Here is a 19,623-nt window from a genome sequence, read left to right on the forward strand (position 1 = left end):
GGGCGCCGGACTCACATCGGAGACATGATGCGCAGAGCAGTTCTCACCGCGGCCCTCACCGCGGTACTGGCCCTGGTGATTCCCCCGGCCTCGGGCGCCTCGGCTCAGGACACCGGACCGTCGCACCGTGGCGGCGACAGTCAGGAGCGCGGCCTGGCCGTGCTCGGGCTGACGGAAGACCAGCGGCTCGTCGCATTCGGCTCGGAAGAACCTTCGGCCGTGCGGTCCCTGGGCAGGGTGACCGGGCTCGCCGGTGACACCGAGCTGGTGGGCATCGACTTCCGGGTCCAGGACAAGAGCCTGTACGGAGTCGGCGACCGCGGCGGCGTCTACACCCTGGACACCACGGACGCGAAGGCGGTGAAGGTGTCCCAGCTCACCGTCGAGCTCGCCGGGTCCCTGTTCGGCGTCGACTTCAACCCGGCGGCGAACCGGCTGCGGGTCATCAGCGACACCGGCCAGAACCTGCGCCACAACATCGACGACGCCGCCGCACCGCTCACCACCACCGTCGACGGCACGCTGACCAACCCGACCACACCCCCCTCCACGGCACTGGGTGTGACGGGTGCCGCCTACACCAACAACGACCTCAGCGCCGCCACCGCCACCACCTTGTTCGACATCGACACCGTCAACGACCGGGTCTCCCTGCAGTCCCCGGCCAACGCCGGCACCCTCGCCCCCACCGGCGGCCTCGGCGTCAACGCGGGACCGAGCGCGGGCTTCGACATCTACTACTCGCCCCGGACCGGCACCAACCAGGGCTACGCCGCTCTGGAGACGGACGGGGGCTACCGCTTCTTCCAGGTCGGCCTGCTGAACGGAACAGCCGTCAGCCGGGGTGCCTTCCCCACGAGCCGCCAGGTCTTCGACATCGCGCTGCCTCTCGACCAGCCCTGACCGGGACCTGCCGACCGGAGCGGTACCGCGTCCCGCCGGGACGGCCGGTGCCGCTCCGGCCGGCGGGCTGGAACAGCCGGGCCGCCGTCTTCCGCGCAGAGGCCGGGCCCGGCTGTTCCCGCGGTCATCGCCCCTTGCCGGCGGACGCCGCCCGGCCGGCTGCCGGACGAGGCGCTCGGGCCGTGCGGAGGGGTGCGCGTACGAGCAGAGCCCGCGGGGGTGCCGTCGCCCGAGTGGAAGACGAGCGCGAGGGTGTCCCGCGCCGGCGGCAGAGGGCGGAGTCGCCGCGTACGGAGGCGTCGGAGGCGAGGGTGCCTCCGGGCAGGGCGAGGTCACCCATGTGGTCCCCGGCGGCGGGCTGTCGGACCACGACCGGTCCCTTCGGCTGAGCGATGCGCGGCCGGCCGGGTCGGATCGGTGCGGGTGCACCCGCACCCCGCGCCGGTGCGGTCGTCCCGGCCTCACGGCTTTGAACCCTTCCCCCGCTCCGCGCGGGAGACGCGCGGGCGTCCGTCGCCTCACCGGCGTTTCCCGTGACCGGCCGGGGACAGGAACCGCCGCCCACCCCTCGGCGGATCGCCCGCGCGAGCCGGCGTGGCCGAGTGGCCCATCCAGGTGAACAATCCGGACCGGAAGCCTCCCTCGCACCGCGTCCGTACCGATCCCCGTTCCCGGCCGTCGTCCTCAACGGTCTTCCGGTGCGCCCGTGATGGGCACCGCGGAAGCCTCCGCGATCACCGCCGGACCCCGCGCGAGCCGGTGCCTGCGGCCGTTACGCGGCCCGTATCGTCGCCGGGCGCCGGCCGTTGACGCCCCGAATCCCCTCCGGCGCGGCGGCGAACCGGGCGGGAACGGCCGTGTGACCGGGCTCGGGCACCACGGAGCCGGTGCCCCGGAGTCCGGCTCCGCCGTCGCTGCCGCCGGTTCTGTCACGCCGGGGCCGGCGCGGTCTCGGCAAGGCACCCCACTCCACTCCACTCCGGTGGTGCCTGCTCGGGCATCGGGCCTCCCGAAACCCGGTGGCCGGCCGGGCCGGTGATGACTAGGTTCGGCGGCATGGCTGACGACTGTTTCGCGCATCCACGGCTCGCCGCGATCTATGACCCGCTCCACGGCGACCGGGGCGATCTGGATGCCTACCTCCGGGTCGCCGAGGAGTTCGGGGCGCGCCGGGTGCTGGACATCGGCTGCGGTACGGGGGTGTTCGCGCTTCTGCTGGCCGGGCGAGGGGTGGAGGTCGTCGGCGTCGATCCCGCCGGGGCCTCCATCGATGTCGCCCGGGGCAAACCGGATGGCGGGCGGGTGCGCTGGATCCACGGTGACGCGACGGACCTTCCCCCGCTGCGGGTCGACCTCGCGACGATGACGGGGAATGTCGCCCAGGCCATCGCCGATCCGGACACCTGGCGGAAGACCCTGAAGGGTGCCCGTGAGGCGCTCCGCCCCGGTGGGCGTCTGGTCTTCGAGACCCGTGATCCGGCCCGGCGTGCCTGGGAGGAGTGGACCCCCGAGAACACCCGGGAGGTGATGGAGGTGCCGGGGATCGGCACAGTCGAGAGCTGGGGCCGGGTGATCGATGTGAGCCTGCCCCTGGTGACCTTCCGCTGGACCTATGAGTTCGCGGCGGACGGCCGGGTGCTGACATCGGACTCGACACTGCGCTTCCGGGAACGGGAGGAGGCCGAGCGGGACCTGGTCGCACACGGCTATGTGGTGGACGAGGTCCGTGACGCCCCCGACCGGCCGGGGCGGGAGTTCGTCTTCGTGGCACGCCGTCCGTGATTCCTCGCGGTCCGCGCGGCGGGCCGCGAGGTGCCGGGGCCGCCGCCCACTCGCTCGGCGGCGGCCCCGGCACCGGGGTCTACTTGCCGAAGTAGGCGTCGTGGACGGTGATGACGCTCTTGTTGTTCTTCTTGTCGGTGATCTGGGCGCGGAAGGAGATGCCCTTGCCCTTGGCCGGGTTGGTGACGGTGATCCGGCCGTTGGTGACGGTGACCTTCCGCCACGTCCTGCCGTCGTGGGAGACCGAGACGGCCAGCGACTTCAGGCCCGTGCCCGCCGCGGCGCCCTCGACGGTCACGGGGATCGTCATCTTCCTGCCCGCCGGCGCGGTGCTGTCCGGGGCCGGCTTCGCGGCGAAGCGCACCGAGGAGATCGGCAGCCGGGCCCGCGCGTCCCCGGCGGGCTTCTTGGACCGGAAGGTCCAGCCGGCGTCAATGCGGGTGGCGACCCTCGCGAGGGTCCTGTCGCCCTTCACCGTGGTCGCCAGGGTGTACTCGGCGTCACCGGCGCCGACCGTGAAGGGTGTGCCGCCCTGGAGCGGGTCGTCGTTCTCCCCGATCTTCCTGGTGCCCCGGTGCAGCGTGGTCTTCGCCGAGAGGAAGGGGGATCGGACCGTGTTGCCCTGCGAGTCGGCGAGAAGCTCCACATTGCCGACGATGTCGTTGCCGGTCCGGAAGACGCCGCTCTCCTTGTTCACCAGCGGAGTGTGGACCCCCGCATTGAGGGTTTCGGTGGTGGAGGTGCCGGCCCGGTAGCGCCTCTCCGGGACCTGGGTGGCGGTCTCGTCCTCGAAGGAGTCGTCCACCCCCTTGCTGTACTGGGCGAGCGACAGGGACCACGCGGCCTTGGCGCTCGACGCGAGGTGCAGGGTCCTGACGGCCGGCAGCGGCACTCTCCCGCTCTCGAAGGAGTTCACGATGCCGCCCACATCGATCACGGTGAGGACGCGGCCCTCCTTGTTCTTCGCCGAGGCGCCCGCGTTGACCTTGACGGCGGCGAAGTCGGCGGCCCGGAGGTTCTTGACGTGACCGGTGGAGAACTTCCCGGCCGTGCCGCCGAAGGCGGTCCGGTACTCGGTTGTGCCGCCGGCGGTCCACTGGCCCGCCCAGGACTCCCGGTAGGAGCCGTCCGTGACCTCGGGGCCGAGGTGTGCGGTGCGGACATTCTCCAGGAAGGTGTGGTCCATGCCGCCGCTCCGCCCGATCCCGGAGCTGTTCTTGTCGTAACTGAACTTCATACGGGTCAGCTTCGCCCTGGCGTCCGGCATGGTGACGGTGACCGGTTCGGCCTTGCGGGCGTCCGCGAGGACCGTGGTGTCCCTGTCGAGGACCAGCTTCGGCTGGATGAGATGGTCGAGGCCCTTGCGGACATCCCGCTGGTCCACGGTGTGTGTGGAGTCCAGGACGTAATCGCCCTTGGGCAGCCTGAGCCGGACGGTCGCCTTTCCGGGGTCGAGATGGGTCTCGGTGCCGTCGACGGCCGAGAACAGGCTGGAGTTGAACGTCCCGCTCGGCTTGCCGTCCCGCCCGATGTGCTTGACGGTGAGGTCATAGGACTCCACCTCGCGCTCCACGGCGGCCACCGTGCGCACGCTCCGGCCGCCGCCGGTCGCGACGACCGTCGCCGTGTAGTGGCCGTTGCTGTCGCCGCCGATGCGGGTGTTCACGGTGAGCCCCACATCGGCGGAGCCGCCGGCGGGGACGGTCACCTTCGCGGTGTTCGCGGTGAAGAAGCCCGCAGGCGCCGGCTTGCCCTGCGGGCCGGTGCCCGTCACCTTCACATCGAGGGTGATGTCCTCGCCGCCCGTATTGCGGTAGGTGATCTTCCGGGTCTCGGGGGCGTCGTCCCGGTGCGGCCACGCCTGCTTGGTGAAGACGATCGACGAGGATTCCGTCACCACGTTCTGCCGGACGGCCCGGTCCAGGGCGATGCGGCCGGTGCCCTGTTCGAAGACGGTGTGGCCGGTGTCCTCGGCGGTGGAGGCCAGGGCCGCCTTGAGCTCGCTGCCCTTCCACCGGGGGTGCCGCTGCTTGAGCAGGGCCGCGGCGCCCGCGACATGCGGGGCCGCCATCGACGTACCGGAGTAGGAGACATATCCCGCGGGGTCGCCGGGCAGTTCGGGCGCGATGCCGGCCGCGGCGGCCGCGGTGGTGTCCACGCCGGGGGCGGTGACATCCGGCTTGATGACTCCGCCGGTGACCCGCGGGCCCCGGCTGGAGAAATCGGCCATCCTGTCCGCGTCGTCCACGGCGCCCACGGTCAGGGCCGCGTCGGCGCTGCCCGGTGAGCTGATCGTGCCCGCGCCGGGGCCGTCATTGCCGGCGGAGACGGCGAAGAGCACCCCCTTCTTCGCGGACATCTCATTGACGAGGGCTTCCACCGGGTCGATTCCGGGGGCGTCCGTGCCGCCGAGACTCATGTTGACGATGTCGGCGCCCTGGGCCACGGCCCAGTCGATACCGGCGACGATGACGGAGTCGAAGCCCTCGCCGGTGTCGCCCAGGACCTTGGCGTTGAGTATCCCGGCTCCGGGGGCGACACCCTTGTGCCTGCCGCCCGACTTGGCGCCCGTGCCCGCCGCGATGGAGGCGACATGGGTGCCGTGACCGAACCGGTCCCTGGTGTCGGGGGAGTCGGTGAAGTTCTTCTCCCCGACGACCCGCGTCCTCAGATCGGGGTGGGTCCGGTCGACACCGGTGTCGAGAACCGCGATCGTCACCCCGGTGCCGTCGTGGCCGGCCGCCCACGCCTTCGGCGCGCCGATCCGGGCGACGCTCTTGTCGAGATTCGGGGTGCGGACCCCGTCCAGCCAGATGCGTTCGACCCCGGAGACTGCGACGGTGCGCGCACTCGTGGTGCGGGTCAGCGCCGCCCACAGGGCTCCGGCGTCCCGCTCGGACACGGTCACGGCATCGGCGTTGATGCTCGGCAGGCTCCGGTTGACCCGCACCTCACCCTCGGCCCGCAGTCCCTGCCGGGCCGTCGCCGCTGCCCGGCCCTCGTAGGAGACGATCACCCTCAGGCCCTTGCGGTAGGCCCTGCGGCTCTCCGCCCCGCTCAGTTCGGTGATGTTGAACAGCCGCTGGTCGAGACGGCCGTCCGCGATCAGCGCACGGGCGTCCAGCGGCACCGTGAAGGTGCTGCCGTCGCGGGTGAAGGTCTGGAAGGGCATGTGCTCGCGCCCCTTGGCGCGGTCGATGACCACGGCCCTGCCTCCGGCGTCCACACCGACGCGGTCGCCGGTGACGAGGGTGACCCACCGCACCCCCGCGGCCTTGCCCCGGCCGCCGGGGGAGCGCTGCTCCGGCCCGTCCGCCGAGGCCGCGGTGCCCCGGTCCTCCGGGAGGGCGGCACCGGCGGCGGACGAGGCCGGCACGGTGAGCCCGGCGACGAGCGCCGCCGCGACCGCCGTGGTGAGCGTCGCGGCGCCGAGATTCCGGCGTCTCCTGCTGAACACGTGTTCCCCCTGTTGTGGCGGGGGTCGTACGGCGTCGGCGGAGTGGCCCCCGCTTCCCACTTCCGTGAGGGAAAGAGGGAACAGCGCTCATTCGGTTGTCATGTCATCGGATGAATGGCCGAAAGATGATGAAGGGGGGAGCTGTTCGCCGTCCGGGCGCGTCATGGCGCCCCGTCCGGACATGAGGACGGCTCACCAGCCCTTGAGGCTCGTACGGGCCGTTCTCCCTCTCCGTGACCCGAGTCGCCGGACATGGCCGAAAAGTGTGCCCATGAGTGAGTGGTCGTGTGACGGCCGCGCCGCCCGGTTCCGCGGCTGTGCGGGGTGCGGAACCGGGCGGCACGGCCGCGGGTGCCACTGAGTGAGCGGTTCGAGGCCCTGCTTCCGGAGACAGGTGCTGATGGGCGCCCACCAGCCCGCGCCGGCGCGGCTGTGGCCCCTGCCCCTGCCCCTGCCACGCGGCGGGGTGGTTGGTCGTGTCCGAGGCCGAGACGATTCCGCGGCCGGGACCGGCGCCGGGGCGTGCCGCTCGCCTCACACCCGCTCCACCACCATCGCCACCCCCTGTCCCACCCCCACACAGAGCGTGGCCAGGCCGAGCCGCCCGTTCTCGCGCTCCAGCCGGCCCATCAGGGTGAGCAGGATCCGCGCGCCGGAGGCGCCGAGCGGGTGTCCCAGCGCGATGGCGCCGCCGTCGGCGTTCACCTTCCCCTCGTCCAGCCCGAGCCGCCGGATCACGGCCAGTGCCTGGGCGGCGAATGCCTCGTTCAGCTCGACGGCGTCCAGGTCGCCGATTGCCCGGCCGGCGCGGGCGAGTGCCTTCTCGGTGGCGGGGACCGGGCCGAGGCCCATGAGCTGGGGCGGCACACCGGCGGATGCCGAGGTGACGATCCGGGCCCTGGGGACGAGTCCGTACCGGCGTACGGCCCCGGCGCTCGCGACCACCAGCGCGGCGGCGCCGTCGGAGAGCGGCGAGGCGGACCCGGCGGTGACGATGCCGTTCTCGCGGAAGATGGTCCGCAGGCTTCCCAGCTTCTCCAGGGTGGTGCCCGGACGGGGGCCCTCGTCCCGGGTGACCTCGCCGTCCTTCACGGGCACCGGCACGATCTCGCGGTCGAAGCGCCCGGCCTCGCCGGCCGCGACCGCCCGCCGGTGGCTGCGCAGCGCGAAGGCGTCGGAGTCGGCGCGGGTGATGCCGTCGAGTACGGCGACCTCCTCGGCGGTCTCGCCCATCGACAGGGTGATCCGCACGGCCTCGGGCCCGGCGCCGGCGGGTACCGCGCGGTCGGCCGCGGCGAAGCGGGGGTTGGTGAACCGCCAGCCCAGTGAGGTGTCGTGGATCTCTCCCGGTTTGGCCCAGGGGGTGCCGGGCTTGGCCATCACCCAGGGGGCGCGGGTCATGGACTCCACCCCGCCCGCCACCACGACATCGGCCTCGCCGGAGCGGATCGCCTGGGCGGCCGAGGCGACGGCGGTCAGACCGGAGGCGCAGAGCCGGTTGACGGTGTAGCCGGGCACGGTGTGCGGGAGGCCGGCGAGCAGGACCGCCATCCGCGCGACATCGCGGTTGTCCTCGCCGGCCTGGTTGGCGGCCCCGAGGATCACCTCGTCCACGGCCTCGCCCGGAACACCGGCCCGCCGCACCGCCTCGCCGACCACCAGGGCCGCCAGGTCGTCGGGGCGCACGGCGGCGAGCGCGCCGCCGTGGCGGCCCTGCGGGGTGCGGGCGCCGTCGATCAGGAAGACCTCGTCAGACATGGGCGGACTCCTCGGTGTGAACGGGCCGCCGCGACGGGAGGGCGGTGAAGCGGCCGATGACGAAGGCGGGATCGGACAGGGTGCCGCCGGCCGCCGGACCGGCGGGGCCGCCGCGGAAGCCGCCGGCGGCGGACTGATGGACATGGACCTGCCCGGCGGGATGCGCCGCGAGGCGCACTCCGGCGTCCGGTGCCGTTCGTTCGGCGGCGGCCGGCACCTCCTCGCCGGTGGAGCGGACGGCGGCGGCCGGGGCGCCGTGTCCCGCCACGGTCTCGCGGAGGAGCCGCGGGCTGTGGCCGGCGGGCCGGGTGCCGATGACGAAGGAGACCGGGCCGGACCACTCCCGGGTACGGATCTCCCGGCCGGTCCCCGCCTCCGGCCGGGCCGCCAGTGGTGTCCGGACCACGGCGGCCGGACGGCCGGGGTGCGGTACCGGCGCGGACGCCCGTACCGCACGGCGGGCTCCGGCGGCCTCCCCGGGCTCCGCCGCGCCCTCGCCGTACACGGACCCGCTCGCCGGCTCCGGACGGGGCATCCCGTGTTCGCGGCTCGCCGCGGCGGCTGCCGCCCGCTCCGGCAGTGCGTGACGGCGGGCGAAGCGGTCCGGTCGGTCAGGGGGGTTCCCGGGCATGTGTTCCACCTCTTGACAGGCAGCGGGGTGGCTGGATTACTGGGCGTGCCGCACGCTAACCGAATGTTCGGTCGGGGGACAAGATGGTGAGGACAGTGAGACGGGCCACCGGTCCGGCGCCCGTGAGGGCCGGACCCGCCGGGGCCGGAATTCCCCGGGACCTCCGCACCGTACTGCCCCCGGCCGCCGGGGGCGGTGACCCGGGCGGCCGGGGTGGTGCGCGGGCCGGGGCGGCGGCAGTCCCGTACCCGGCGCGTGCGATGCCGGGAAGTTCCGTATCCGGGCCGGACGATCCCGGGCTGTTCCGCGCCCGGCCGCACGACACCGGGCCGCCCGGGCGGCCCCGGCATTCCGGCGAGACGCACGACGGTGACCAGGACACCGCGCACGACGGCGAAGGAGCCCGCGATGAGCAGCGAACAGATGGCCACGGACCCGGCCGGGGGGCCTCGCCCCGGCGGCCGGCGGGGTGAGGCGATTCCCCCCGGCCTGCTGGACGACGCCGAACGTCTCACCCGCGCACAGCTGGAGGAGCTCCAGCTCGACCGGCTGCGGGCCACCCTCCGCCACGCCTACGAGAACGTGGAGCTGTACCGCCGCAAGTTCGACGGCGCCGGCGTCCGGCCGGACGACTGCCGCTCGCTCGCGGATCTGGCCCGGTTCCCCTTCACCACCAAGGCCGATCTGCGGGACACCTACCCGTTCGGGATGTTCGCCGTTCCGATGGCGGACGTACGCCGGGTACACGCGTCCAGCGGCACCACCGGCCGCCCCACCGTGGTCGGCTACACGGAGAACGACCTCTCCATGTGGGCGGATGTGACGGCCCGCTCCATCCGGGCGGCCGGCGGCCGTCCCGGGCACAAGGTGCACATCTCCTACGGCTACGGCCTGTTCACCGGCGGCCTCGGCGCGCACTACGGCGCCGAGCGGGCCGGCTGCACCGTGATTCCGGCCTCCGGCGGCATGACCGCCCGCCAGGTGCAGATCATCCAGGACTTCCGGCCCGAGATCATCATGATCACCCCGTCCTACATGCTCACCCTGCTCGACGAGTTCGAGAAGCAGGGCATCGACCCGCGTGGCAGTTCCCTGGAGGTGGGCATCTTCGGTGCGGAGCCGTGGACGGAGGAGATGCGCCGCGAGATCGAGGAGCGGGCCGGTATCCACGCCGTTGACATCTACGGCCTCTCCGAGGTGATCGGCCCCGGCGTCGCCCAGGAGTGCGTGGAGACCAAGGACGGCCTGCATGTGTGGGAGGACCACTTCTACCCCGAGGTGGTCGACCCGCTCGCGGACACCGTGCTGCCCGGCGGCGAGGAGGGCGAACTCGTCTTCACCTCCCTCACCAAGGAGGCGCTGCCGGTCATCCGCTACCGCACCCGCGATCTGACCCGGCTGCTGCCCGGCACCGCCCGCCCGGCCTTCCGCCGGATCGAGAAGATCACCGGACGCAGCGACGACATGATCATCCTGCGCGGGGTGAATGTCTTCCCGAGCCAGATCGAGGAAATCGTGCTGCGCACCCCCGGAGTCGCCCCGCACTTCCGGATCGAGCTGACCCGCCGGGGCCGGATGGACCATATGACCGTCCTGGTCGAGGCACGCCCCGAGGCCGGCCCCGGGCAGCGGGAGGAGGCGGCCCGGTCCGTCGCCGCGGGGGTGAAGGACGGGGTGGGCGTGACCGTCGAGGTGCGGATCGTCGACCCCGAGACCCTGGAGCGCTCGCTGGGCAAGATCCGCCGGGTCAAGGATCTGCGCCGGCCGTGACAGCGGGCCCCGGAGGCCGGGGGCGGCCGGCACCGCCCCCGGCCTCCGGGGGCAGTGCCCTTCTCGCCGGGCGGCCCGCCGGAGCACAATGGCGTGATGGCGAAGGAGGTGGCTCATGGCCAGCACCCCGGACATCCGTGAGCGCAGCGAGCGGTTCCAGGCGCTGGTCTCCGACGCGTTCGCGCCCCTGCGGGTACGGCCCGATGAGGACGCCGCCGAAGGCCCGGTGCCCACGCTCGGCAGCGCGCGGCCGGGGCAGATCCTGGTCACCCGGATCACCGGCGGGCCGTGCACGGTCCAGCGCACCCCTTCGCTCATCGGCTCGGGCGACCGGGAGCTGGTGAAGGTGGCGCTGTACGGGCGGGGCCGGGCGGGCGTGGAGCAGGACGGCCGGCAGTGTCTGCCCGCACCCGGCGACCTCGTTCTGTACGAGACCGTCCGCCCGTACCGGCTGCGTTTCTGGGACCCCTTCGACCTCGTCGTCCTCGGTATCCCGCGCACCCTGCTGGGCCCGCACACCGACCCGCTCGTCTCCCGCACGGCCTCTGCGGTGCCGACCGGCGCCGGCGGCCGGCGGCTCGCCGCCGCACTCCTGAGGGATGCCGCGGGTGACCTCGAAGCGTGTTCGGGCAGCGGAGGCCCGCACCTGGCCGATGCCCTCGTCTCCGTCGTCCTGACGGCGCTGGCGGAACAGCCCGTGGACCTTCGCCCCGCCGACGACCTCGGCGAACGCATCCTCACCCACTGCCTCGGCCGCCTCGCGGACCCCCGCCTCTCCCCGGAGTCCGTGGCACGGGCCCATCACGTCTCGGTGCGCTATCTGCACAAGGTCCTCCAGCGGCGGGGGGTGACCCTCGCCTCCTGGATCAGGGTCCGCCGGCTGGAGCGCATCCGCCGCGACCTGGCGGACCCCGCCCTGGCCGACCGCAGCGTCTCCGCCATCGCCGCGGGCTGGGGCGTTCTCGACGCCACGCACCTCAGCCGCGCTCTGCGCGCGGAGTACGGGCAGAGCGCGGCCGAGATCCGCCGGGCGGCCGGACAGCGGTCCGCCACCCGGGACGCGCCATGCGCGGCGGGTGGCTGACGGAGCCCGTTCGCGGTCGCCCGCCGGACGGAGCGGACCCGGAAACGCCCCGCCCGGGCGGGGCGCTCCGGGAACGGCCACCGGTTCGCCGCGGATCCGCACGTCCCGTGCGGCGAACCGGTGGAGACCCGATCCCCCGCTAAGAAGCGGTGCCGAGGTGGGTGGCGGCCGGGTCGTAGGCCGGATCGGCCAGCATCGCGTGCAGCTGGCGCCGGCGGACCCCGAGGTTGCCCCCGTCGAAGAGGGGGTAGGCGAGGGCGTCCTGGAGGATCTCGGCGAGCGGGTGCTCATGGCTGTAGCTGTCCATGCCGACCACCCGCATCAGATCGGTGATGACCCGTACCGCCGTCTCCGAACCGAAGACCTTGGCGTGCAGGGCCAGCTCCGCAGCCCCGGGGCCGCGGGTGTCCAGGGCGTGACAGGCCCGCCAGGACAGAGAGCGCACCGCCTCCATCGCCGACTTCGCGTCCGCGAGGGCGTAGCCGACGGCCTGGTGGTCGATGATCGGCACCGCGCCCGCCCGCCGCTCCCGCTTGGCGAAGCCGAGCGTGAACTCGAACGCCGCGCGCATCTTGGCGAGGGCGAACACCCCGACCAGCGCGGCCGTGGGGACGAAGCTGCCCGCGACGATCTCCCGGCCGGCGCCCGGCGCGCCGAGGACATTGCCCTGCGGAACCCGCACATCGCGCAGGGTGATCGTGGGCGTCTGATGCGCCCGGTGGCCGAGCAGGTCGAGGCTGTTGTCCAGGGTCAGACCGGCCACGGGGCCGGGCACCAGAATGACCGACAGCGACCGGTCCGGTGACGCGTCCGGGTTCGTACGGCAGACCACGGCCAGCAGGTCGGGGCCCTTCCCCTCCCAGCCGCCGGCGCTCGACACCCATTTCTTCGCGCCGTTGAGTACCCATTCGCCGCGCTTCTCGTCGAGGACCGCGGTGGTGCGGACGCCCTCGGCGGGTGCCGGGGCGTCGTAGTTGGCGCTCCCGCCCGGCTCGCTGAACGCGAAGGCCGCCAGCGGGGCGCCCGAAGGCTCCAGGAACCGGCCGAAGTGCTCGCGCACCTGCCCGGGGCTCCCGGCCGCCATCAGGGGGGTGAGACCGAGGGTGACCGCGAACAGGGTGAGGGAGACGTTCGCGTCGACGGCGACGAACTCCTCCGCGACCAGGGCGAAGTCCACCATGCCCGCGCTGTCGCCGCCGAGCGCTGCCGGCAGGATACGGCGCAGCCAGCCGTCCGCCACGGCCTGTTCGTAGAGGGGCCGGGTCGCCTTCCAGCGCTCCTCGGGGTCGGCGAGGTGCCGGGTGGCGGGACCCACCTCGGTGAGGACCTTGTGGGCGAAGTCCCGCGCGTCCTGCCGAAGCTGCCGCTGCTCGGGGGTGAGGGTGAAGTCGATGGCCATGCTGGGTGCTCCTCGTTCGGCGCGCGCCGGAAGGGCGGCGCGGGTACTCCTCGGGGCCGGGGGCGCGTCCGGTGCCGCCCCGCCCGGCAGGACGGTCCCGCCGGATCGGCGCACCCGGCGGGACCGCGACCGGTGTCAGTGGTGACTGGTCCAGATGCTCTTGATCTCGGTGTACGCCTCGATGGCCGCCCAGCCCATCTCGCGCCCCAGGCCGGAGGACTTCATCCCGCCCCAGGCCGCTCCGGCGTCCAGGCCCTGCGTCATGTTGATCCACACCGTGCCGGCCTTGATCTGCCGGGCCAGCCGGTTCGCGGTCCCGATGTCCCGGGACCAGATCGCGGCGGCCAGTCCGTACGCGGAGTCGTTGGCGAGGCCCGCCAGCTCCTCCGGCTCCTCGTACGGCAGCACGGCGAGCACCGGGCCGAAGATCTCCTCCCGGGCTATCCGCATGTCCTGCCGGACACCGGCGAAGACGGTCGGCTCGTGGAAGAAGCCGGACGCCAGTTCGCCGTCGGGGCGGCTGCCGCCGGTCAGCAGTTCGGCGCCCTCCTCCCGGCCCAGGGCGACGTAGTGGGCGGTCTGGTCGAGCTGTTCGGCGGAGACCAGGGGCCCGAGGTGGGTCCCGGGGTGGAGCCCGTTCCCGAGCCGGAGCGAGGCGGCCGCTCCCGCGAGCTTCTCCGCGAACTCGTCATGGCGCTTGCCGTCGACGTAGAAGCGGGTGTACGCGGCGCACACCTGGCCCGAGTTGAGGAGCCCGCCCATCAGGTTGCCCCGGACGGCCGCGTCGATGTCGGCATCGGCCGTGATGACGCTCGGCGCCTTGCCGCCCAGCTCCAGCGACACCTTCTTGAGGGACCGGCCGCACTCCGCCCCGATCTCCTGCCCGGCCGCGGTGGACCCGGTGAAGGAGATCTTCTTGACCAGCGGGTGGCGGACCAGCGCACGGCCGGCCTCCGGACCGCCGGTGAGGACGTTGACCACTCCGGCGGGAACCCCGGCCTCCTCGATCAGCTCGGCCAGCCGCAGCGCGGACAGCGGGGTCTGCTCGGCCGGTTTGATCACCACCGTGTTGCCGGTCGCGAGGGCCGGGGCGAGCTTCCACACCAGGATCATCAGCGGGAAGTTCCACGGGGTGATCAGCCCGCAGACCCCGAGGGGTTCCCGGACCGACCGGTAGTCGACGTCGGGAATCGACAGCGGGGTCGTCACGCCGCTGATCTTGGTGACCCAGCCCGCGTAGTAGCGGAAGTGCTCCACCGCGTTGGGGACCGAGAACCCGGCGCTCACACTGAGCGGCTGCCCCTGGTCCATGGTCTCCAGCCGCGCCATTTCCCCGGCGTGATCCTCCAGCAGGTCCGCGACCCGCAGCAGCAGCTTCGCCCGGGCGGCGGGCAGCAGCCCGCCCCACTCGGGGGAGGTGAACGCCGCGGCCGCCGCCCGTACCGCCGCGTCCACATCCGCCTCGGTGGCCTCGGGCACCTCGGCGATGACCTCAGCGGTCGCCGGGTTCAGGGTCGGAAAGGTGATGGTTCCGCTCCCCGCGGTCCACTCACCGCCGATGAGCATGTCGGTGCGCATGTGCTTCTCTCCCTCGAAGGTGAGCGAGCCGGCGGACGGAGCGGATGTCCGCTCGCCCGCATGGCTCGATGGGGTGACGACGGCCGAGGAAGCCGGAGCGCCGGGAGCCGTCCCGCCGTGCCGACCGCCCGGCTGCTGACGGTGTGCCGCGATGACCGCCCGGGCCGGGGCGGCCGTGTGCCGGTGTGCTCGCCACCCCTCGGCCGGCTCCGGCCGGCGCAGGCCGGACACGGCCTCCCAGAGCCGCCGGGCGGGGCCGCGACCGGCTCCTCCGGTGGTCCCGACAGGGCGACCACGCTCGACACGCGTCAGCTGTGCCATCGCCTCCCGCTTCCGCGACCTCGCCGCCGCCGTGACGGAAAGCTAGACCGGCGAGATCGCCGCAGGTCGCCACTGGGCGCACGGACAGTCGCCCATGAGCGCACGGAGGGGGAGTCCGCGTCCGGGTACCCCCGGGGCGGTTCGCGGCGGGCGGAAGGACCGCGGTGACCGCTGAGGACGGCGGGTGACTCCCGGGCGGGGCGGGGCGGTGTCCGGGCGGCCGGTGTTCACGCCGTCACCGGGGAGCGGAACACGGACACAGGCCGCAAACGCCCCTGGCCCGCTCGCCTGCACGGCCCCGGTCCTGTCGCCGACCGCTCGCGGCCGGTCCCGGGCACGCGAAACGGCCCTCCGGCGAGGTCATCCGGCGGGAGGGCGGCTGCGGTGGTGGCTCGGTCAGCCCGTGAACTGGGCCCGGGTGGGGGCGGGCACGGGGAGCGGACGGGCGCTTTGGGGGCGCAGGCCGTCGAAGATCATGGCGAGGTAGCGCCGCCAGAGGCCGGGGGCGTCCTCGCTGATGCTGAGCACGGCCTGTGAGGCGGCGCTGAGCAGAAGCACGATGTCCAGGCCGGTGATGTCGTCGCGGATCGCCCCGGCCCGCCGCGCCCCGGCGACCAGGGTCTCGGCCACGTCCGCGAGGCGTTCGCGGGAGGCGTGGACGGCGGGCTCGCTGCGGGAGAGTGCGGCGGCCGCCTGGCAGAAGGAGCGGTCGCGGGCCTGGATCTCCGTGCCGATGGTCATGAACTCGAAGAGCGCCCCGGCCGGGTCGTCGGATTCGGCGAGCCGGAGCCCGGCCGTGACCAGCTCCTCCAGGCGGTCGCTGAAGATCTCGGCGAGCAGTTGTTCCTTGGTGTCGAAGTGGCGGAAGACCGTCCCCTTGCCGATTCCGGCCCGGCCGGCGATACGGGTGATCGACACATCCATGCCGTTCTCGGCGAACTCGGCGGTCGCGGCGTCCATCAGCAGGCGTCTGTTGCGCACGGCGTCGGCTCTCGTCATGCCTCCATCGTACATAACCGGACCGATCGGTCACATTCATGGAGCGGCCAACCGGACCACCCGGTCATGTTGTGCTACGGTTCAGAACATGACCGAGCGGTCCGGTTGTGGGACCGGAACGCGTGTTCATCGCTATGCGCCATCAGGAAACGAGAGGAAACAGTCATGGATGTCCGCGGTTACGAGACCGGCCCGATCAAGGCGGAGGCGGCCTTCACGTCCGACTTCCCCCTGGACGACCGCCACTCCACCCAGGACCTGGTCGACATGCTGGAGCGCGAGCGCCCCAACATGGACATCCGCCCCGGCATGCGGCACAAGTACACCCCGCTCCGCTTCGACCCGGCCACCGGCGTCAAGTACATCGGCGGGCGCTACCTCTTCGACACCTGGGAGAACGTTCTCGACTACAACCACTTCACCAATGAGGAGCTCTTCCCCGAGCCCGGTGTGAAGTTCTGGTCGCGCTTCCCCGGTGTGGACAAGCACTACTGGAAGGTCACCGGCGCGCACGACTTCAAGCCGATGGCCACCTCGCACCACATCAACCGGTTCGAGCGCTACTCCTACACGGACGAGAGCGCCGAGCGGCTGCTGGCGGAGGTCTGGCCGGCCATCCGTGACGAGGCCGAGAAGCAGGGCCTGTCCAGCGTCTGGCTGATGTTCCAGCCGGAGGAGAAGCAGATCGGCATCCTCACCGTCGCGGAGAAGGCCGGCGACGCCGACCAGTCCGCCGCCATCTCCAAGGGCCTGGAGTACCTGGAGCGCCTCGACGCCTTCGGCCGCTTCCTGCCCGCGCGGCTCGGCACCGAGCGGCTGATGGACCGGACCAGCCTGATCATCTCGTCGTGGCTGCCGGAGTCCCGTGCGCTGGGCGGCGCGCACTCGTCCTTCGACGTGTCCCCGCCGCACCCGAAGCCGCAGATCTGATCGCGGCCCCGGACCCGGAAGGGTGTGAACGGGCGCCCGGCCGGAACACTCTCACTGTTCCGGCCGGGCGGTCTCGTGGCCCCGGCCGTTCGCGGACCGGGGCCGTCAGCCGTTCCCGGCGGGCCGGACCGTGAGGTCCAGACTGCCGGGAACGGCGGCGAACGCACGGCCGGTCAGGGCGATCAGCTCCGGCCGGCCCGTCTCCGCCGGTCCCGTGGACCAGGCGTGCAGCGCGCACCGGAAGGCCGCCACGGTGATCTCCAGCGCGATCCGCAGCCGCAGCTCGTCCATGCCCGGCCCGTCCGGCCCGCCGTCGTGCGCCACCAGCGGCCCCAGCGGTCCCAGGCGTACGGAGAGCAGCTCCAGAACGGCATCGGAGGTCTCGGCGCAGTGCTGGAGGCTCTGTGCGGAGAGCGCCGGGGTCTTCTCCACGAGTCGCCGGCTCTCCGCGAACCGGTGCTCCCACTCCTCCTCCATCCGCTCCAGCGAAGTGATCAGCGTCCGGTGCAGTGTCCCGAGGACCGGCCCGGACAGCTCGGCCTCCCGCAGTACGTCCAGGAAGGCCGTCCAGAACTCCTTCTCCGGCGCGAGCGCCACATCCTCCTTGGAGGCGAAGTAGCGGAAGAAGGTCCGCTTCGAGATCTCCACGTCGTCGGTGAGGTCGTCGAGCGTCGTCCGCTCGAAGCCGTCCCTGGCGTACCGGGCGAGCGCGGTCTCGACCAGCGCCCGCCGGGTCCGCAGCCGCTTGCGCTCGCGCAGCGGCAGCTCCTTCCCCTCGGGTCCCGGTGCCGCCGCCGCTGTCGTCATACCGGCGAGTGTAGGCGGAACCGCTCCCGGAATAGATCAGCCACTGAGAGGCGTTTGCCCATCAAAGGTAAGTGCCACTGAGTGTCATTATTGTATTCGTTCTTCGTGGCCCGACCCGTCCCAGAGATCAACCGGAGGAATCCCGTGCGTGCCCTGATCGTCGACCGCTCCGCCCCGGGGCAGCTGCGCCTCGCCGAAGCGCCCGACCCCGTCCCCGCGCCCCACCAGGCACTCGTCCGGGTCGCCGCGATCTCGCCCAATCCGGCCGAATTCCGCTACATCCTTCCCGGCGCGCCCGACGGCGCGGTGATCGGCTGGGACGCCTCCGGGGTGGTCGAGCGGGCCGCCGCCGACGGCTCGGGACCGGCGGCCGGCACCCCCGTGACCACGCTCGGCCTCAGCGAGGGCTGGGCGGAGCTGCGGGCCGTCGACACCGCGCTGATGGGCACCGTGCCCGAGGGCGCCGACCTCGGGGAGACGAGCACCCTGCCCGTCTCCGGCGGAACCGCGCTGCGCGCTCTGCGCAGGCTGGGCCCGATCCTGGGCCGGCGGGTCCTGGTCAACGGCGCCACGGGCGCGGTCGGCCGGTTCGCCGTCCAGCTCGCCGCCCGGGGCGGCGCGCGCGTGATCGCCGCCGCCCGCCGGCCCGAGGCGGCGGACGAGCTGCGCGCCCTCGGCGCCCATGAGGTCGTCACCGGACCCGAGGAGCTCACCGCGCCCGTCGACGGTGTGCTCGACCAGGTCGGCGGCCCCGGCCTCGCCGCGTACTTCGACGCGCTCGGCGAGGGCGGCACGCTCGTCCTGACGGGCGCCGCCTCCGGGGGCACCGCGGTCTTCGAACCGGGCACCCTGCTCGCCGACCCGGCGCGCCGGGACCGCACGATCGTCACCTTCTTCGAGATGACCGGCGGCGGTATCGACACCGACCTGACCTGGCTCGCCGCCGAGGTGGCCGCCGGCAGGCTGCGTACGCACATCGCCTCCCGCGGCGACTGGACCGACGCCGCCGGCACGCTCGGCGCCGTACGCGAGAGCCGGCTGGCCGGAAAGGCCGTCCTGGACCTCTCCTGACCCCGGGGAGAGCCCCGGGCCGCCGTGCCCGCCACGGCCCGGTTCCGGCGACGGAACCGGGCCCCGCCCCTCACACCCCCGCGCGGGGACCACCCGCGCCCACCGCGAAAGAACCGCAATGACCCGCCACTCCGACATCCCGCTCTCCGTCCTCGACCTCGCCCCGATCCGCAAGGGCCGGCCCGCCGCCGAGGCGCTGGAGAACACCGTCGCGCTCGCCCGCGCCGCCGAGGCGCACGGATACCGCCGCTTCTGGATCTCCGAGCACCACAACACCCCGGCGATGGCCAGCTCCGCGACCTCGATCATCATCGGCCGGGTGGCCGCGGCCACCGAGCGGATCAGGGTCGGCGCGGGCGGCATCATGCTCCCCAACCACGCCCCGTACGTGGTCGCCGAGCAGTTCGGCACCCTCGCCACCTACCACCCCGGCCGGATCGACCTCGGCCTCGGCCGGGCCCCCGGCACCGACCCCTGGACCACCCGCGCCCTGCGGCGCGAGCACCGCGGCGGCGCCGACTTCCCCGAGCAGACCGCGGAACTCCGCGGCTACCTCGCTCCCGGCAGCGCCGAGCGCAAGGTCCGCGCGATCCCCGGCGAGGGCGTCGACCTGCCCGTGTACATCCTCGGCTCCAGCACCTTCGGCGCGGCCCTCGCCGCCCGCGAGGGACTGCCGTTCGTCTTCGCCTCCCACTTCTCGCCCGACCAGCTCCTGCCCGCGCTCGACCTGTACCGGACCGCGTTCCGCCCGTCGGCGGCCATGGCGAAGCCGTACGCGATCGTCGCGGCCAACGCGGTGGTCGCCGACACCGACACCGAGGCGGTGAGGATCTTCAGCACCATGCGGCAGAAATTCCTCACCCACTTCCGGGGCGGCATGGAATTCCTGCCGCCGGTCGACGACATCGACGCCGTCTGGGCCCCGCAGGAGGCGGCGACGGTGAACGCCATGCTCGCCGAGTCCTTCACCGGCACACCGGACACCGTCCGCCGCGGCCTGGCGGACCTCGCCGACCGCACGGACGCCGACGAACTGATGATCGTCAGCGAGGCATGGGACTTCGAAGCCCGGCTCCGCTCGTACGAACTGCTCGCCAGGGCCTGGAACCACTGACCCCGCAGATCCCCCGGAA

At 73.1% G+C, this 19,623-nt stretch carries 14 protein-coding genes; 7 read left to right on the top strand and 7 right to left on the bottom strand.

Annotated elements, in window-relative coordinates; translation table 11 throughout:
• Positions 1 to 24: 24 nt before the first annotated feature.
• Positions 25 to 903, top strand: coding sequence for a DUF4394 domain-containing protein (locus AAFN69_RS07070; RefSeq protein WP_347727444.1), 879 nt, complete (start codon positions 25 to 27; stop codon positions 901 to 903).
• 1,056 nt (positions 904 to 1,959) lie between these two features.
• Positions 1,960 to 2,685, top strand: coding sequence for a class I SAM-dependent methyltransferase (locus AAFN69_RS07075; protein ID WP_347727445.1), 726 nt, complete (start codon positions 1,960 to 1,962; stop codon positions 2,683 to 2,685).
• Between the two features lie 79 nt (positions 2,686 to 2,764).
• On the opposite strand, the gene AAFN69_RS07080 is transcribed toward AAFN69_RS07075, so the two are convergent.
• The 3 genes from AAFN69_RS07080 to AAFN69_RS07090 form a co-directional block, all read right to left on the bottom strand.
• Complete coding sequence (locus AAFN69_RS07080) at positions 2,765 to 6,142, bottom strand: S8 family serine peptidase (protein WP_347727446.1); 3,378 nt, start codon at positions 6,140 to 6,142, stop codon at positions 2,765 to 2,767.
• 534 nt (positions 6,143 to 6,676) lie between these two features.
• A complete protein-coding gene (locus AAFN69_RS07085; RefSeq protein ID WP_347727447.1) occupies positions 6,677 to 7,900 on the bottom strand; it encodes an acetyl-CoA C-acyltransferase in 1,224 nt (407 codons plus the stop codon).
• On the bottom strand, positions 7,893 to 8,531 hold the full coding sequence (locus tag AAFN69_RS07090; protein WP_347727448.1) for a hypothetical protein: 639 nt from the start codon (positions 8,529 to 8,531) through the stop codon (positions 7,893 to 7,895). Before AAFN69_RS07090 ends, AAFN69_RS07085 begins: the two co-directional genes overlap by 8 nt.
• Positions 8,532 to 8,954: 423 nt before the next feature.
• Here AAFN69_RS07090 and paaK point away from each other — a divergent pair, with 423 nt between their 5' ends.
• Both paaK and AAFN69_RS07100 read left to right on the top strand, forming a co-directional pair.
• Positions 8,955 to 10,301 (top strand): phenylacetate--CoA ligase PaaK, encoded by a 1,347-nt coding sequence (gene paaK / locus AAFN69_RS07095; RefSeq protein WP_347727694.1) that lies wholly within the window; start codon positions 8,955 to 8,957, stop codon positions 10,299 to 10,301.
• Between the two features lie 115 nt (positions 10,302 to 10,416).
• Entirely contained in the window at positions 10,417 to 11,385 is a 969-nt protein-coding gene (locus AAFN69_RS07100; RefSeq protein WP_347727449.1) for a helix-turn-helix domain-containing protein, read from the top strand.
• Between the two features lie 139 nt (positions 11,386 to 11,524).
• Here AAFN69_RS07100 and AAFN69_RS07105 read toward each other — a convergent pair whose 3' ends face one another.
• The 3 genes from AAFN69_RS07105 to AAFN69_RS07115 form a co-directional block, all read right to left on the bottom strand.
• A complete protein-coding gene (locus AAFN69_RS07105; RefSeq protein ID WP_347727450.1) occupies positions 11,525 to 12,784 on the bottom strand; it encodes an acyl-CoA dehydrogenase family protein in 1,260 nt (419 codons plus the stop codon).
• Between the two features lie 135 nt (positions 12,785 to 12,919).
• Positions 12,920 to 14,362 (bottom strand): aldehyde dehydrogenase family protein, encoded by a 1,443-nt coding sequence (locus AAFN69_RS07110; protein ID WP_347727451.1) that lies wholly within the window; start codon positions 14,360 to 14,362, stop codon positions 12,920 to 12,922.
• A gap of 717 nt (positions 14,363 to 15,079) precedes the next feature.
• The gene (locus AAFN69_RS07115; RefSeq protein WP_347727452.1) at positions 15,080 to 15,682 is read right to left on the bottom strand and encodes a TetR family transcriptional regulator; all 603 of its coding nucleotides are present in this window, start codon (positions 15,680 to 15,682) and stop codon (positions 15,080 to 15,082) included.
• Positions 15,683 to 15,847: 165 nt separating this feature from the next.
• On the opposite strand from AAFN69_RS07115, the gene AAFN69_RS07120 reads away from it, so the two are divergent.
• Complete coding sequence (locus AAFN69_RS07120; RefSeq protein ID WP_347727453.1) at positions 15,848 to 16,612, top strand: hypothetical protein; 765 nt, start codon at positions 15,848 to 15,850, stop codon at positions 16,610 to 16,612.
• A gap of 105 nt (positions 16,613 to 16,717) precedes the next feature.
• Here AAFN69_RS07120 and AAFN69_RS07125 read toward each other — a convergent pair whose 3' ends face one another.
• On the bottom strand, positions 16,718 to 17,419 hold the full coding sequence (locus tag AAFN69_RS07125) for a TetR family transcriptional regulator (RefSeq protein ID WP_347727454.1): 702 nt from the start codon (positions 17,417 to 17,419) through the stop codon (positions 16,718 to 16,720).
• Positions 17,420 to 17,563: 144 nt separating this feature from the next.
• On the opposite strand from AAFN69_RS07125, the gene AAFN69_RS07130 reads away from it, so the two are divergent.
• Positions 17,564 to 18,490, top strand: a complete 927-nt coding sequence (locus tag AAFN69_RS07130; protein WP_347727455.1) for a zinc-binding dehydrogenase — start codon at positions 17,564 to 17,566, stop codon at positions 18,488 to 18,490.
• Positions 18,491 to 18,608: 118 nt separating this feature from the next.
• Positions 18,609 to 19,604 (top strand): LLM class flavin-dependent oxidoreductase, encoded by a 996-nt coding sequence (locus AAFN69_RS07135; RefSeq protein WP_347727456.1) that lies wholly within the window; start codon positions 18,609 to 18,611, stop codon positions 19,602 to 19,604.
• Positions 19,605 to 19,623 lie beyond the last annotated feature (19 nt).

The organism is Streptomyces sp. CAU 1734, from assembly GCF_039888735.1.
GTDB lineage: Bacteria > Actinomycetota > Actinomycetes > Streptomycetales > Streptomycetaceae > Streptomyces.